The organism is Rhodococcus sp. NPDC127593, assembly GCF_042671975.1.
Taxonomy (GTDB): domain Bacteria; phylum Actinomycetota; class Actinomycetes; order Mycobacteriales; family Mycobacteriaceae; genus Rhodococcus_F.
Window position 1 is genome coordinate 154775 of record NZ_JBHXWI010000012.1, and the last position, 15846, is coordinate 170620.

The following is a 15846-nucleotide window of genomic DNA, read 5'->3' on the forward strand; positions in this document are numbered from 1 at the left end:
CAGCCTGAACCCTCAACCTCAACCATAGGGTTACGGTTATGTCAAGTGCTGCTCGACTAGAGCGAAACGCTATGCACCGGCATAGGGATACGCCATTAGGCGCGCCGAGACGCGCCGAGTTATTTGACGAACTCCCCCGCAACTCTCTCGCATCCGGGTCACGACCCCTCACCGCACCGTCGGCAGGTCGGGGCTCGACACGTCGTACGTCTGCCCGGGCTGGGTGAGCAGCGGCAGGGTGACCGCAGCCTTGCGCTCGGACTTCTCCGTGCCGCCCCACACCACAATCCGGCCGTCGAGCAGCGTCACCGAGATATCCGAAATCGACTTCGCCGCAACCTGTCCCACCTGACCCCGCAGCTGAGGTGGCATCGATTCCAGCACTTCGATCGCCGCCTCCGTCGACGGGTCGCCCCACCCCGGTGTCTCCGTCACCAGACGCGGCACCCCGGGCGGCGGCGGTGCGATCTCGTAGTCCACGGCCTTCGCGTCGAAGAGATGGGTACCGCCGGGGCTGTCGACGAACACGACGGGCACCCGCTCGGTTACCGTGACCCGGATGGTGGACGGGTACACCCGCTGGACACGCGCGGACGCCACCTTCGGGATCGCGGCGACGCGCTGAGCCGCGCCCTCGGTGTCGACACGCAGCAACGGCTGCCCCTGCGGCACCGCCAGTACCTGGCGAATCTGCTCCTCCGAGATCGACGTCGCCCCCGCGACGTCCGTCTCCCGCACCGACAGCAGCGGCGTGAACCAGGCGACGAGACCGAGCGCCACGACCACGACCACGACGACGCCGACGACGCCCATCACCGCCGGCCGCCGGTACCACGGCCGCCGCGGCGTCTCCACTGCCGCGGACTTCCGTGCCGCCGAGGCCGATTCGCGGGTACGCCGCGTTCCGGGATCGGTGACCGTCGAGGTGCGCCGAGGCGAGGACGTCCGATCGCCCGCCGTCGCGCGGGAATCGAACGCGCCCGGCCGCGGACTGCGCTGGGCATCGCGGCGGACAGGGCGGTCCGGCCGCTCGGACCGGGCCCGACGCTCCCGCGTCATCGCGACGGGTGGTGGTGCGGAGCCGCACGCAAAGCGTCGAGGATCTGGTTTCCGAGCATCGTCACGTCACCGGCACCCATCGTGATCACCACGTCCCCGGGGGACGCGAGTGCCGCGACCTGCCGCGGCGCCTGCGACAGGTCGGGCTGGTAGTACACCGGCTTCGACACCGACAGCGCGACCAGGGCGCCGCTGACGCCCGGGAGCGGTTCTTCCCGCGCGCCGTACACGTCCAGGACAACCACCTCGTCGGCGAGGTCGAGTGCGTGCCCGAACTCCTCCGCGAATGTTGCTGTGCGGGAGTACAGGTGGGGCTGGAACACCACGATGACCTTGCCGCTGCGCACCGACTCCTCGGATTCGCGGCGGTCGGCCTCGTGGGGCTGGCGCACCAGATCGGCGGCGGCGCCGAGCACGGCCCGCACCTCCGTCGGGTGATGCGCGTAGTCGTCGAAGACGCGGACCCCGTGCTCGCGGCCGGTGAACTGGAACCGGCGGTGCACTCCCCCGAATCCGGCGATGCCTTCGAGGATCTCGTCCACGTCGGCACCGGCTTCCCGGGCGGCGAGGAGGGCGGCCAGCGCGTTGAGCGCCATGTGCCTGCCGGGCACACCCATCCGGACCGTCCTCGGCGACTGCTCCCCGGCCAGCTGGAACTGCAGGACTCCGCCCACGTCCCTGGCCTCGAAGCTCAGCAGTCGCGCGCCGACCTCGACGCCGTCGACGGGAGCGAAGGCCCCGTCCGGGCTCTCGGCGCTGCCGTATCCCAGCACCCGCACACCGGGCAGTCCCCGCGCCGCCACTCGCTGCGCGAGCGCCGCGGATCCCGGATCGTCGAGACAGGCGACGAGCAGACCGCCGGGCGACAGACGTGCCGCGAAATCGTCGAACACCTGGATGTACGCCTCGGTGCTGCCGAAGTAGTCGAGGTGGTCGGCTTCCACGTTGGTGACGACGACGACGTTCGGTTCGTATTGGAGCAGCGAACCGTCGCTCTCGTCGGCCTCGGCGACGAACACGTCGCCGCTGCCGTGATGGGCGTTGGTTCCGGCCTCGTTGAGTTCGCCGCCCACCGCGAACGACGGATCGAAACCGCAGTGTTGCAACGCCACCACCAGCATCGACGTGGTCGACGTCTTGCCGTGGGTACCGGACACGAGCAGTGTGTTGTGCCCCTGCATCAGCGAGGCCAGCACCGCGGGTCGCAGGATCACGGGTATCCCGCGCCGGGCCGCCTCCACGAGTTCCGGGTTGTCCTTGGGGATCGCGGCGTGGGTGGTGACCACGACGGTCGGGCCACCGGGTAGCAGGTCGAGCGCACTCGCGTCGTGGCCGATGCGGACCTGCGCACCGCGGGCGCGCAGGGCGAGGACGCCGCGGCTCTCCTTGGCGTCCGATCCGGACACCTGCCCACCCCTGGCCAGCAGGATCCGCGCGATTCCGGACATTCCGGCGCCGCCGATCCCGACCATGTGGACACGTTGCAACTGCGCGGGCAGGTCGGTCATGGGGTTCCCCTTGTCAGCGCGGCCACGTCGAGCACGATGCGCGCAACCTCGGTGGCTGCGCTGCGGTGACCCGCGCCGGCCGCGCGTCGCCCCATGTCCTCGAGCTGTGCAGGGTCGCGCAGCAGAGGGATCACGGTCTCCGCGACGAATCCGGCGGACAGGTCTCCGTCGGCGACAATCATTCCACCTCCGGCGGCGACCACCGGTCGCGCGTTCAGTTCCTGCTCCCCGTTGCCGTGTGGCAGCGGCACGTACACCGCGGGAAGTCCCACCGCCGACACCTCCGCCACCGTCATCGCACCCGACCGGCAGATCACCGCGTCCGCGGCCGAATAGGCAAGGTCCATCCGCGACAGGTAGGGAACAGCCACGTACGGCGGGCCGCCCGGTGTCGAGGGAACGTCGAGGGTGTTCTTCGGTCCATGCGCGTGCAGAACGGCCACACCGGCCGCAGCCAGCGACTCCGCAGCGCCCGACACGGCCTCGTTGAGCGACCGCGCGCCCTGCGAACCGCCGAAGACGAGCAGCACCGGACCGTCGGCCGGGAGGCCGAAGTGTGCGCGCGCCTCCGCGCGCAGGGCAGCCCGGTCGAGACCGGTGATCGACGCCCGGACCGGGATCCCGAGGATCTCCGCGTCCGAGCGGCCGCGAGCGGAGACTCCGGAACCGGCGACCGCGGCCAGGACCCGGGCGGCGCGGCGGGCACCGATCTTGTTCGCGATCCCGGCGCTGGCGTTCGCCTCGTGCACCACGATCGGAATGCGGCGCCTGCGGCGGAGCAGTCCGGGGCCGGCCGCCAGGTATGCGGGCAGCGCGACGTACCCGCCGAATCCGACGACGACGTCGGCACCGGTTGCGTCGAGCACCTCGCGGGTGCGGCGCACGGACGCGCGCACCCGGCCGGGAAGCCGCAGCAGGTCGAGGGTGGGTTTACGGGGCAGTGGCACCGGCGGAATGAGCTCGAGCGGGTAGCCCCGCTCGGGAACCAGGGTGGTTTCGAGGCCACGCGCGGTGCCGAGAGCGGTCACCACCGCGGTGTCGTCGATCGCCTTGATCGCATCGGCCACTGCCAGAGCCGGTTCGATGTGCCCGGCGGTACCACCACCGGCCACGATCACCGACAGGGTGGACTTGTCGCCGTTCACCTACGAAATCCTCGCTCTCCTGCTCGGCCACCCGAGCTTCGCTGTTGACGTGCACCTCGTTCGGGGGTGCGGCCCTTGCCGCGTTCGGGGCGGCCCTTCTCGTATGTGACGCTGCGGGTCCGCGGGGCCATCTCGCGACCCGCCCGCCGGCGGGCTTCGGCGCGGCGCACCGCCTCGGCGCGTGCCGCGTCGGCCCGCACCGGCGAATACGCCTCCGGCTTGCGGAGCCGGAGAAGTCGACCGAACGGGCCGTCCTGCCCGGAGTGCAGCGCCGCGACCGCCTCCGGTTCGTGCCGCGCCGCGTTGGCGACGAGACCGAACATGAACAGTGTGGTGGCCGTCGACGTTCCGCCGGCCGACACCAGCGGCAACTGCAGGCCGGTGACGGGCAACAGCCCGATCACGTATCCGACGTTGATGAACGCCTGTCCGGTGATCCACACCGTCGCCGTTCCGGTGAGCAGGCGAAGGAACGGGTCGGCGGATCGCGCGGCGATGCGCAGGCCCGTGTACACGAACAGTCCGAACAAACCGAGGACGGCGGCGCCGCCGAGGTATCCGAGTTCCTCGCCGATGATCGCGAAGATGAAGTCGTTGTGGGCGTTCGGCAGGTAGCTCCACTTCGCGCGACTCTGCCCCAGCCCTCGGCCGAGGATCCCGCCGTCGGCGAGCGAATACATCGCCTGCCGCGACTGGTACCCGATGCCCTGCGGGTCGGAACCGGGATTGAGGAACTCCCGCACGCGAGCGGAGCGATAGCCGGCGGTGAGCGCGAGGATCACGATTCCGCCGAAACCGGTGCCGACGATGGCGACGAAGAGCTTCAGCGGCAGACCCGCGAACCACAGCAGCGCCATCAGGATGATGGCCAGCGAGACCGTCGTACCGAGGTCGGGCTGCAGGATGATCAGGACGAACGCGACGAGCGCGGCCGGCACCAGCGGAACGAGCATGTCCCGGATACTGGAGATGTCGCTGCGCCGCGACGCCAGGATGTGCGCACCCCACGCTGCCAGCGCGATCTTGGTGAGCTCGGCGGGCTGCAACGAGAATCCCGCGACGACGAACCAGCCGCGGGTGCCCTGGGACACCGTGCCGATGCCGGGGATGAGGACCAGGACCAGCAGGATGATCGTGACCGCGAAGGCCGGGAACGACAGGGCGCGCATCACCCGGACCGGGATCTGCAGCGCCGCATAGAACAGGCCGAGCCCGAGAGCCGCGAACAACGCCTGCCGGGTGAAGAGGGTGTATGCCGAACCGTCGGAAGCGTAGGCCTCGACGCTCGAGGACGACAGCACCATCACCAGACCGAGGACCGTCAGCAGGAACGCGATGGTGACCACGAGGTGGAACGACGCCAGAGGCCGCGACAGCCAGGCCCCGATCCGGGTGCGCGGGCCGCGGGGAGGTGCCGTGCGCGTGCGGGGACTGGCCGGTGGCCGCTTCGTCGTCCCGGGTGCGGCCGCCGTGCGGGCCGGGGACCGCTGACCCTCGGGGACGCGGCGGGTGCGGGCTCCGGCGGAGGTCATCGCAGCGTCCTGGAGATGTCCGACTCGTCGAGCCTGCCGACGGCGTCCGCGAAGCTGCGGCCCCGGTGGCCGTAACTGTCGAACATGTCGAGCGAGGCAGCCGCGGGCGCCAGGACGACGGAATCCCCTGGCGTTGCCAGCGCAGCCGCCTCGCGCACGACGACACCCATCACGGCGTCGCTGTCGGTGTCCGCCGGCAGCACCACCCGGTGCGTCGCGGTCTGCGGGACTGCACTCACACCTGCATCGTCTCCCGTTTCGACAGTGACCACGGGAACCTCGGGGGCGTGTCGCGCAAGGGACTCTGCGATCTGCATCGCATCGCGGCCCAGCAGGACGGCGCCTGCGAGGCGACCGGCCACCTCCCGGACGAGGTCGTCGACCCGCGCACCCTTCAGCAGACCACCGGCGATCCACACCACCCGCTCGTGGGCGAGGATCGACGGGCGGGCGGCGTGCGGGTTGGTGGCCTTGGAGTCGTCGACGAACGTCACTCCCCCGACGTCGGCGACGTGTGCCGCGCGGTGCGGTCCCACGACGTGGGCGGCCAGACCTGCGGCGACGGCGTCCGGCGGAACTCCGATCGCCCGGGCCAGAGCCGCCGCGGCCAGGGCATCCATCAGCCCGGCGGGCCCGGGCGGGGTGATCCCCTCGGCCGGAGCCAGCCGCTCGCCGTCCGCGAACGCGCGGTCGACGAGATACCCGTCCTCGACCCCCAGTTCGCCCGACGCCGGCACACCCAGCCGGAAACCGAGGGTCCGGACTGCGAGGGACGAGGAGAAGAGAGAGGACGCGACCTCGTCGTCGAGACCCAGCACCGCGACCTCACCGGTCAGGGCGCGGGCCTTCGCATCGATGTACGGCTGCATCCCACCGTGCCAGTCCAGATGATCCTCGGCAATGTTGAGGATCGCGCCTGCGGTCGGCCGGACCGACGGCGCCCAGTGCAGCTGGAACGACGAGAGTTCGACCGCCAGCACCTCCGCCCGGGGTTCGGTCTGCCGCAGGGCGTCGAGTACCGGCAGCCCGATGTTGCCGCAGGCCAGACTCGGCAGCTCGGCCGCCTCGAGGATGGACTGCAGCATGGAGGTCGTCGTGGTCTTGCCGTTGGTGCCGGTGACCACCAGCCACCGCCGGGGCGGGCCGTAGAGCCCGGACCGGTCCACGTGCCAGGAGAACTCGATGTCGCCCCAGATCGGTACCCCGTCCCCGGCGGCGAGCGAGAGCAGCGGCGCGTCCGGGCGGAACCCCGGGCTCGTCACGACCAGCGCGAACTCGGCGACCCGGTCACGCTCGGCGAGCAGATCGTCGATCGGGACGGTCGCGGCGCCGAGCCGCGCGCACTCGGCGAGGGCGTCGACGTTCGCGTCCGTGACGGTGACGAGCGCACCGAGGTCACGAAGAGGTTCGATGGTGGCCCGGCCGGAGACACCCGCACCGGCGACGAGGACGCTGCGACCCCGCAACCAGTCGAGCCTGCCGTGTTCCTCCGCCACGTCGTCAGCCCCCGATCGCTGCCAGGTACTCGCTGTAGAACAGCGCGAGCCCGATCGCGGAGGCGATGGCGGCCAGCAACCAGAACCGGATGATCACCGTGGTTTCCGCCCACCCGGCGAGTTCGAAGTGGTGGTGGAACGGAGCCATCCGGAAGACTCGTCTTCGGCTCGACCGGAACACCGCGACCTGGATCACCACCGATGCCGCCTCGGCGACGAACAGCGCGCCGATCACGACCATCAGCAGTTCTGTGCGCGTCGTGATCGACAGTCCGGCGAGCATGCCGCCGAGTGCCAGCGAACCGGTGTCGCCCATGAAGATCTTGGCGGGCGCCGCGTTCCACCACAGGAATCCGATGCACGCACCGGCACCGGCCGCGCAGATCAGGGCCAGATCGAGCGGATCGCGGACGTCGTAGCAGCCCTTGCCGGGGCTCGTCTCGCACGCATTGCGGTACTGCCAGAACGTGATGATCACGTACGCGCCGAGCACCAGGCTCATGGAACCGGCAGCGAGACCGTCGAGGCCGTCGGTGAGATTGACCGCGTTCGACCAGGCGCTCACCAGGAGATAGCAGAACGCGACGAACACGACGGAGCCCATCGTGACCGTCGCGATGTCACGCACGTATGACAGGTGCGCACTGCCGGGGGTGAGGTCGTTCGCGCCCCGGAACTGCAGCGCGAGAATGCCGAACACCACGGCCGCGATGAGCTGTCCGACCAGCTTCGCCGTCTTGTTCAGACCGAGGTTGCGTTGCTTGCGGATCTTGATGAAGTCGTCGAGGAACCCGACCCCGCCGAGCGCCGTCGTGAGACCGAGAACCAGCAGTCCCGATGCCGACGGCCCGTCCGCGTTGTAGCCGATGCCGATCAGGTGCGAACCCCAGTAGCCGGCCCACAGTCCGGCGAGGATGGCGACGCCACCCATCGTCGGGGTGCCGCGCTTCGACTGATGGCTCGCCGGACCTTCGACACGGATCTCCTGGCCGAACCCCTGACGGGAGAAAGCCTTGATGAGAACGGGGGTCAGCAGAATCGAGACGGCGAGCGCGATGCCCGCCGCGAAGAGGATCTGTCTCACCGCGTAGCCTCCGAACCCTTCTGTCCCGTGCTTCCTGCCAACACCGTGTCCGCGACCTCCCACAATCCGATGGACTGCGACGCCTTGACCAGCACCAGATCACCCGGCGCCAGTTCCCGTTCGAGCAGTGCGACCGCACCGGCGATGTCGGGGACGAGGATCGACTCCTCACCCCACGAACCTTCCATGACCGCACCCTGGTGCATGGCGCGGGCGGGCCTGCCGGTTCCGACGATGATCAGCCTGCTCACATCCAGCCGGACCGCGAATCTGCCGATGGCGTCGTGTTCGACCACTGATTCTGGACCCAGCTCGGCCATTTCTCCGAGCACCGCCCAACTCCGGCGCGCCGCGCCCCGGCCCGTCCTGGCCATGGAGACCAGCGCCTTCAGGGCCGCCCGCATCGAGTCGGGGTTCGCGTTGTACGAGTCGTTGACGACGGTCACACCGTCCGACCGGTCGCGGACATCCATTCGGCGAGCCGAGACCGCGGCAGCACCGGAGAGAGCCTGCGCGATCTGCTCGAGGTCCGCCCCGCATTCGAGCGCCACCGCCGCTGCGGCGAGCGCGTTGCCGACCTGGTGTTCACCGTGCACGGCGAGCTCGACGGCGACACTGCCCGTCGGCGCTGTGAGAGTGAAACGCGCCCTTGCCTTCTCGTCGAGCACGATGTCGGTGGCCCGCACGTGCGCGGACTCCGACCGACCCACGAGAACCACCCGGGCCGACGTGCGCGGGGCCATGGCTACCACCAGCGGATCATCCGCGTTGAGGATCGCGACACCACCCTCGTCCGCCGAGGGCAGCGACTCCGCGAGTTCACCCTTGGCTACGGCGATCGCGTCACGCGAACCGAATTCGCCGAGGTGCGCCGTTCCCACGTTGAGGACGACCCCGATCTTCGGGGGTGCGATGTTCGCGAGGGCGGCGATGTGACCGCGGCCGCGGGCCGACATCTCCAGAACCAGGAAGCCTGTGTCCGCGTCCGCGCGTAGTGCAGTCCACGGGTGGCCGAGTTCGTTGTTGAACGATCCGGGCGGCGCGACGACGGGACCGAGAGGGCGCAGGACGGCGGCGAGCAGATCCTTCGTCGACGTCTTTCCCGCCGATCCGGTGACACCGACCACGGTGAGCCCCTTCGCGGTGAGGTCGTCGACGGATGCGCGCGCGAGCTTCGCGAGGGCCGCGAGCACGGCGGCGCCCGATCCGTCGGTGTCGTGTTCGAGTGCCATCGCCTTGCTCGGGACATCGCTCGGCGTCGGGGTCACGACGACCGCGGGGACACCGACCGGGCGCGCCGCCAGGACCGCGACCGCACCGGCCTCGACTGCCGACGTCGCGTGATCGTGGCCGTCCACGCGCGCGCCGGGCAGGGCGAGGAACAACCCCCCGGCGGTGACCTTCCGCGAGTCGAACTCGACCGTTCCCGTCACCTCGGCCGACGGGTCGGCGACGTCGTGCAGTTCGCCGCCCACGATCTCGGCGATGCGAGCGAGTGTCATCGGGATCATCCTGCTCCTCCGACCTGTCGCTCGATCGCGTCGCCCAGTACGTCGCGGTCGTCAAATGGGTACTTCACCCCGTGTATCTCCTGACCGATCTCGTGTCCCTTGCCTGCGACCAGAACCACGTCGCCTGCCTGCGCCCAGCCGACGGCGTCGGCGATCGCCTTCGCTCGGTCGGCTACTTCCCACACCTGTCCCCGCTCGGATTCGGGCACTCCGAGAGCGCCCTCGCGGACCGCGGCTCTGATCTTCGCCGGATCCTCGGTGCGGGGGTTGTCATCCGTAATGATCAGCAGGTCGGCTCCACGCGCGGCCGCGGCGCCCATCAGCGGCCGCTTGCCTGCGTCGCGATCGCCGCCCGCACCCACGACGACGGCAACGCGACCGCGCACCTGCTCGCGCAGCGTCGCGATCACGGCCTCGACCGCTGCGGGCTTGTGCGCGTAGTCGACGACGGCGAGGAAGTCCTGCCCCCGGTCGATCCGCTGAACCCGGCCCGGCACGTCGACCCCGGCGATGCCCTCGACGGCGTCGCGCGGATCGACACCCAGCGCCGCGCACAGCGCGACGGCGAGAGAAGCGTTGGCGACGTTGTACTGCCCCGGCAGACGGAGCTCCACGTCGAGTGTCGTGCCCTCGGCCGTGGTGAGCGGAAAGGTCTGCGAGCCCGAGGGCGACACCGTCGCCGGGCCTGCCATCCACACCGCGCCCTCGCTCCCCGGCGTGGTGGCGACGGTCGTCACGATCGCGTGCGCGCCGCGGGCGACGTCGGCCATCCGCTGCCCCCACACGTCGTCGACACAGATGACGGCGTGCTGGGCATGCACGGACGAATCGGCGGCGAAGAGCCGCGCCTTGGCGGCGAAGTAATCCTCGAAGTCGCGGTGGAAGTCCAGGTGGTCCTGGGACAGGTTCGTGAACGCACCCACATCGAAGCGGACTCCGTCGACGCGGCCGAGCGACAGCGCGTGGCTGGACACCTCCATGACGACCGTGTCGATCCCCTGCTCGAGCATCACGGCGAACAGGGCGTGGAGTTGCGGCGCCTCGGGTGTCGTCAGTGCGCTGGGCACCCGGCGGCCACTCATCCGGGTCTCGATGGTGCCCACGAGACCGGTCGTCCGCCCCGCGGCGGTGAGCGCGGCTTCGACGAGATACGACGTCGTGGTCTTCCCCGACGTCCCGGTGATACCGATGACCTGCATCTTCTCCGAGGGTCGACCGTAGATGGTGGCCGACAGCTCACCGAGGACGCCCCGTGGGTCGTCGTGGACGAGCACCGGCATGTCGGAGCCCAGTGCGGACACCAGAGCGAATCCGGCCTCGTCGGTGAGGATCGCGGTCGCTCCGCGTGCGAGAGCGTCGGCGGCGAACTCCGCGCCGTGCGCGCGTGCCCCGGGAAGGGCCGCGAACAGATCGCCCTCGACGATCCCCTGGGCGCGGAGATCCACCCCGGTGACGATCACGTGCTCGGCGGTTCCGGCGGGTGCCTCGACCCTCGCTCCGGCGAGCGCTGCCAGAGCGCTCACCGTGGTACGGACCGGCTGGGCGGGGCGAAGACTGTCTGTGACCTTCACCTCCACTGACGCCGACTGCGGGCGGGACGGAACAGGCACCGGGCTCCTCTCGGATGTCGACTCTCACTGACAACGGCGTAGTGCACGGATCGATACAGCGTGCTACCTCGGCAGTTCCCTGCGTCCACGGAAAAGTCCGTGTCCACTGAACGGCCGACGTGTCAGATTACCGCGAGAGCTCTCGGAACCCGATTCGGCCGACCTTCGCTCAATCGGCCTGCAGCACCAGCCTGCGTCCGGGGTCCGGGGACATCGGCACGCTGTCGCGTTGCAGCATCCAGGACGCGATGTTGTGGAACAGCGGTGCGGCGGACTGCCCGCCGGAACCGTCCGCGCTGCGTGTCGGCGCGTTGAGCATGATTCCGACGACGTACCGCGGGTTGTCGGCCGGGGCGATCCCTGCGAACGTGATCCAGTAGTTCGAGTTCGAGTAGCACTTGCAGGCGGGATCGACCTGCTGAGCGGTGCCCGTCTTGCCGCTGATCTGGTACCCGTCGACGGCGGCCTGCACCCCGGTGCCCCGCTGGTTGCCCGTGTCGTTCTGGGTGACGGAGCGGAACATGTCGCGAACGGTGGACGCGGTCTGGGGGCTGACGACGGTCACCTCCTCGGGCATCTCGGTCTCCGTCCGGTTCCCGGACGCGTCGACCGTCGCTTTGACGATGCGCGGCGGGATGCGGACACCGTCGTTGGCGATCGCCTGGTACATGCCGGTCATCTGCAGCAGCGTCATCGACAGGCCCTGACCGATCGGCAGGTTCGCGAACGTGCCTCCCGACCACTGGTCGCGGCTGGGGACGCTGCCGGCGCTCTCACCGGGAAGCCCGACGTCGGTGCGCTGGCCGAGACCGAACCTGGACAGCATGTCCGCGTAGCGGTCCTCCCCCACCCGCTGGGCGAGCATCAGGGTGCCCACGTTCGAGGACTTACCGAACACCCCCGTGGCCGTGTACGGGGCGACCCCGTGGTCCCACGCATCCTTCACCGACACACCCGACATCTGAATGTTGCCGGGGACCTCGAGAACTTCGTCCGGTGTGGTGAGCCCGTACTCGATCGCGGCCGCCGCGGTGACGATCTTGTTGACGGAGCCCGGTTCGAACGGCGTGCTCACCGACAGGTTGCCCATCTCCACGGTCCGCGGGTTGTTGCCCACCCCGATCGCCGGATTGAACGTGCTGTCGTTCGACATCGCGAGCACTTCACCGGTGTGGGAGTCGAGCACGACCGCAGACGCGTCCTTCGCACCGGACTTGTCCTTGGCCATCTGCACCTGCTGCTGGACGTAGTACTGCAGGTCGGAGTCGATGGTGAGCTCCACGCTCGACCCGTCCACCGCCGGTTGCTTGTCACGCCAGCTGCCGGGAATCACCGCGCCGTCGGAGCCGCGGTCGTAGGTCTGGGAGCCGTCGGTGCCGGCGAGGGTGGAGTCGAGCGAGTCCTCGAGGCCGAGCAGTCCGTGACCGTCCCAGCCGGTGGCGCCGACGAGATTCGCGGCAAGGGATCCGCCGGGGTACTCGCGGATGTCCTGGCGTTCGAGTCCGACCTCCGGGAACTTGTCGCTGATCTGCGCGGCGATGTTGGGATCGACGCTGCGCGCGAGATAGACGAACGTGTCGTCGCCGTGGAGTTTCTCCTTCAGATCCTTCTCGGGTGCGGCGTCGCCGATCCGGTCGTGGATCTCCTTCGCGATCGCGTCGAGACGGGAGTCGACGTCGGGGGCGGTGTCGCTCTTGGTCTTCGCCTCCTCGAGTTCCTTCCGCACCCGCGCGGGCTGGAACGTCAGGGCCTTCGCTTCCATCGTGAACGCGATGGGGTTGGCGTTGCGGTCGGTGATCGACCCGCGCAGCGCCGGATCCACCTCGGTGGTGGTGCGCTGGTTCGCCGCCTCCGCGGACAGTTGTGGTGCGTCGATGACCTGAATCCACAGAAGCTGCACTGCGGCGAGGCCGAGCGCCAAGAACATCATTAGGCGTCCGTACCGTTGCCTGAACGGAAAGGACGCCGAACCGGCGCCCTTGGGGCGCCGGGGACGACTTCTCGGTGCGCTTCGACTCACCGGCGACCGCCGGACGGTGGAGCAGTCGTCGGAGCGGTGGTCGAGGGGATCACGGGAACCAATTGTTCACCCTGCGCTTGGATCTCCGTGCCATTGCCGGGCTGCTGCGGCGTGGCGCGCGGCGACTGCGTCGTCGTCCCGCGGTTGGGGGCGGTCGCGACGGCGTTGCCGCGCTGGGTGGGCGCGGTGGCGACGTCCAGCGGCGGCACGGGTGCACCCGACGCCGGGGCCGGCTTTCCGACGACCTCGACGCTGCCGTCGGGGTGGACGACGAGGCGAGCGGGATCGTTGGCGGGCACCATGCCGAGCTTGGCCGCTTCCTCCGCCAGTTTCGGGGCGGAGTTGGCGGTCTCGACGTCACGCTGGAGCGCGGCCTTCTCCTCCGAGAGCGACTGGTTGTGGGCGCGGGCGGCGCTCAGCTGGTACGAGTCCTCGGCGGACCGGGTCGTCAGCAGCAGTGTCATGGCCAGCCCCATGGCGAGCAGAACGAGGATCGTCGCCACGAACGGGATGCGGGCGGTGAGCGTGCCGGTGCGGTTCTTGCCGGAGACGGCGACCGCGGATCCGTTGTGCACGGCTGCGCGCTGGGTGCGCTTCTTGTACGCCCGCTCAGCCGCGCCCGTCCGGTTGGCCGCCCGCACGGGCCGCATCTCGGTGGAACTCACCTGAACCGTCATGCCGCCGACCTCCTGGCAATTCTTTCTGCAGCGCGCAAACGCACCGGGGCTGATCGTGGGTTCTCTTCGACTTCCTGTTCGGACGCCCGCTCCGCCCCCCGCGTGAGGATTCGGAACTCCGGTCCCATCCCCGGCAGTTCGACAGGAAGCCCCTCGGGGCTCTTCGACTTCGACCTGGGTGTGATTTCCTGCTTGACGACCCGGTCTTCCAGGGATTGGTACGACATGAACACGACGCGTCCCCCGACGGTCAACGCGTCGAGTGCAGCCGGGACCGCGGCGCGCAGTGAATCGAGCTCGCCGTTGACCTCCACTCGAAGGGCCTGGAACGTCCGCTTGGCGGGATGTCCCCCGGTACGGCGGGTCGCCGCAGGAATGGCGCGGTACAGCAGTTCGACCAGCGCTGCGCTGGTGGTGAACGGCTCCTTCGCACGCTGCCGGACGATCTCCGACGCGATCTTGCCTGCGAAGCGCTCCTCGCCGTACGTGCTGAGGATGCGAGCGAGATCTCCGTGGCTGTACGTGTTGAGGACCTCGGCCGCGGTGATGCCGGTGGTCGGGTCCATCCGCATGTCGAGGGGCGCGTCGATCGAGTACGCGAACCCCCGATCCGATTCGTCGAGCTGCATCGAGGAGACACCGAGGTCGAAGAGGATCCCGTGCACCGACTCGTGCGCGGGGAGGTCCGCCTGGCTGAGCGCATCCTCGATGCCGTCGTAGCGGGTGTGTACGAACGTGATGCGATCGGCGAACGGAGCGAGCCGGCCACCGGCGATCTCGAGCGCGTGCGGATCACGGTCGAGGGCGATGAGTCTCAGCTGGGGGTAGGTCCGCAGGAAGTGCTCGGAATGTCCGCCGAGACCGAGGGTCGCGTCGATCATGACGGCTCCCCCGCCCTGCGGGTCGTTCACGGTGAGGGCAGGGCCCAGCAGTTCGTCTGCGCGGTGAAGCAGTACCGGAATGTGACCGAAACCATCGGCGGGCGAGGAATCTTCCCCCTCGTGATCCACCATGATCCCTCCGGCTCCTGCTCTGTGGTGCGGGTGAAGTACCCGATGCCGGGGTTCACTGCTCGAACTTCTCTTGCCTGCCAGTTGCCGTGGCGAATGCCTCGAGGTCCCTGCCCGAAATGAAAACCTGGCGCTGGGGAAGTGCGTCAGGGTTCCGTCGGACAGAGGCCTCGCGGCATTCGCGGGGACGCGGTCACGCTCAGACGATCTCGCCGAGCGCGACTCCTGTTGCCTGCGAGTAGTTCTCCTCGTTCGCCTCGACGTAGGTCTGCCAGGCTTGCGCATCCCAGATTTCGAGGAAATCGACCGAACCGATCACTACGCAGTCCTTGGAGAGACCCGCGTAACGACGGTGATCTGCCGAGAGGGTGATGCGCCCCTGGGCATCTGCGTGCTGCTCATCGGTACCTGCCGCCAGTCCGCGAACGAAGGCTCGCGCCTCCGGATCGCTTCTCGACGCGGCCGCGGCCTTGCGCGCGAGAGCGGTGAACTCTTCCCGGGGATACACCGCGAGGCTGTGATCCTGACCCTTGGTGACCATCAACCCTCCCGCCAGCGCATCCCGGAACTTTGCGGGCAACGTGAGCCGCCCCTTGTCGTCGAGCTTCGGCGTGTAGGTACCGAGAAACACTCGACACCTCCCACCGCGTTCATATCGAACGCCGTATGCCCGGGCGGTTCACCTTCGCTCCCCGCTGCGCACCACAGTACCCCACTTTCCCCCACCTACAAGGTGGATAACGGCGTGTTGTCCGCCAATTTGCCCAGTACTTGCTGGTCAACGCTCATTGATGGAGGTGGGGGGAAATTCCCGACGTGATCGCCGACACGGGCACGGCCGATCGGGCTCGGCCACACAACGGCCCAGGATGCAGCAAAAGCCCAGGTGAAAGCGCAACGCGAGGGGGCGGCGCCCCTACCTCGCGGTTCATCGAGGAGCGCAGGGGGGAAAGTGGGGAAACGGGGTGGGTGAGGGTGGGGATTCGTGGGCGGCAACGTTCACTGGCCCCACAGGATCGACCCCCGCGCACCACAGGCCCACCGCAGCCGGGCGACCCTGCACCGGGCCCGGACACAGCAGTGGCGGGGGGGGGGCCCCAACCCCCCCCCCCCCCGGGGGGGGGTGGGGGGCGTCGTACACCGGGCCGGTCAGGTGGTGTTAGGCGGGGGCCAATGGGCGGGCCAACACCCCCC

12 protein-coding genes are annotated in these 15846 nt (G+C 69.4%); all 12 read right to left on the reverse strand.

Features of this window, described 5'->3' with window-relative positions:
* Window positions 1-168 precede the first annotated feature (168 nt).
* The 12 genes from ACFVJ3_RS13845 to mraZ all read right to left on the reverse strand — a co-directional run bounded on the left by ACFVJ3_RS13845 (window position 169) and on the right by mraZ (window position 15283).
* A complete protein-coding gene (locus ACFVJ3_RS13845; protein WP_378452558.1) occupies window positions 169-1059 on the reverse strand; it encodes a cell division protein FtsQ/DivIB in 891 nt (296 codons plus the stop codon).
* The gene (gene murC / locus ACFVJ3_RS13850; protein WP_378452559.1) at window positions 1056-2567 is read right to left on the reverse strand and encodes a UDP-N-acetylmuramate--L-alanine ligase; all 1512 of its coding nucleotides are present in this window, start codon (window positions 2565-2567) and stop codon (window positions 1056-1058) included. The genes ACFVJ3_RS13845 and murC overlap by 4 nt, the downstream gene beginning before the upstream one ends.
* Window positions 2564-3712, reverse strand: coding sequence for an undecaprenyldiphospho-muramoylpentapeptide beta-N-acetylglucosaminyltransferase (murG, locus tag ACFVJ3_RS13855; RefSeq protein WP_378452560.1), 1149 nt, complete (start codon window positions 3710-3712; stop codon window positions 2564-2566). Before murG ends, murC begins: the two co-directional genes overlap by 4 nt.
* Complete coding sequence (gene ftsW, locus ACFVJ3_RS13860) at window positions 3709-5244, reverse strand: putative lipid II flippase FtsW (protein WP_378452561.1); 1536 nt, start codon at window positions 5242-5244, stop codon at window positions 3709-3711. Before ftsW ends, murG begins: the two co-directional genes overlap by 4 nt.
* Window positions 5241-6740 (reverse strand): UDP-N-acetylmuramoyl-L-alanine--D-glutamate ligase, encoded by a 1500-nt coding sequence (gene murD / locus ACFVJ3_RS13865; RefSeq protein WP_378452562.1) that lies wholly within the window; start codon window positions 6738-6740, stop codon window positions 5241-5243. Before murD ends, ftsW begins: the two co-directional genes overlap by 4 nt.
* Window positions 6741-6744: 4 nt before the next feature.
* A complete protein-coding gene (gene mraY / locus ACFVJ3_RS13870; protein ID WP_378452563.1) occupies window positions 6745-7824 on the reverse strand; it encodes a phospho-N-acetylmuramoyl-pentapeptide-transferase in 1080 nt (359 codons plus the stop codon).
* Complete coding sequence (murF, locus tag ACFVJ3_RS13875; RefSeq protein ID WP_378452564.1) at window positions 7821-9335, reverse strand: UDP-N-acetylmuramoyl-tripeptide--D-alanyl-D-alanine ligase; 1515 nt, start codon at window positions 9333-9335, stop codon at window positions 7821-7823. Before murF ends, mraY begins: the two co-directional genes overlap by 4 nt.
* Complete coding sequence (locus ACFVJ3_RS13880) at window positions 9332-10945, reverse strand: UDP-N-acetylmuramoyl-L-alanyl-D-glutamate--2,6-diaminopimelate ligase (protein WP_378452565.1); 1614 nt, start codon at window positions 10943-10945, stop codon at window positions 9332-9334. Before ACFVJ3_RS13880 ends, murF begins: the two co-directional genes overlap by 4 nt.
* Window positions 10946-11114: 169 nt before the next feature.
* Window positions 11115-12965, reverse strand: coding sequence for a peptidoglycan D,D-transpeptidase FtsI family protein (locus tag ACFVJ3_RS13885; protein WP_378452566.1), 1851 nt, complete (start codon window positions 12963-12965; stop codon window positions 11115-11117).
* On the reverse strand, window positions 12962-13642 hold the full coding sequence (locus tag ACFVJ3_RS13890; RefSeq protein ID WP_378452567.1) for a hypothetical protein: 681 nt from the start codon (window positions 13640-13642) through the stop codon (window positions 12962-12964). The genes ACFVJ3_RS13885 and ACFVJ3_RS13890 overlap by 4 nt, the downstream gene beginning before the upstream one ends.
* Window positions 13639-14655 (reverse strand): 16S rRNA (cytosine(1402)-N(4))-methyltransferase RsmH, encoded by a 1017-nt coding sequence (rsmH, locus tag ACFVJ3_RS13895; RefSeq protein ID WP_378452568.1) that lies wholly within the window; start codon window positions 14653-14655, stop codon window positions 13639-13641. Before rsmH ends, ACFVJ3_RS13890 begins: the two co-directional genes overlap by 4 nt.
* A gap of 196 nt (window positions 14656-14851) precedes the next feature.
* Entirely contained in the window at window positions 14852-15283 is a 432-nt protein-coding gene (gene mraZ, locus ACFVJ3_RS13900) for a division/cell wall cluster transcriptional repressor MraZ (RefSeq protein WP_005247637.1), read from the reverse strand.
* Between the last annotated feature and the right edge of the window lie 563 nt (window positions 15284-15846).

Coding starts and splice junctions, on each gene's coding strand:
- ftsW (WP_378452561.1), bottom strand. CDS start 5,244: ATGACCTCCGCCGGAGCCCGCACCCGCCGCGTCCCCGAGGGTCAGCGG.
- ACFVJ3_RS13890 (WP_378452567.1), bottom strand. CDS start 13,642: ATGACGGTTCAGGTGAGTTCCACCGAGATGCGGCCCGTGCGGGCGGCC.
- murC (WP_378452559.1), bottom strand. CDS start 2,567: ATGACCGACCTGCCCGCGCAGTTGCAACGTGTCCACATGGTCGGGATC.
- murF (WP_378452564.1), bottom strand. CDS start 9,335: ATGATCCCGATGACACTCGCTCGCATCGCCGAGATCGTGGGCGGCGAA.
- ACFVJ3_RS13845 (WP_378452558.1), bottom strand. CDS start 1,059: ATGACGCGGGAGCGTCGGGCCCGGTCCGAGCGGCCGGACCGCCCTGTC.
- rsmH (WP_378452568.1), bottom strand. CDS start 14,655: ATGGTGGATCACGAGGGGGAAGATTCCTCGCCCGCCGATGGTTTCGGT.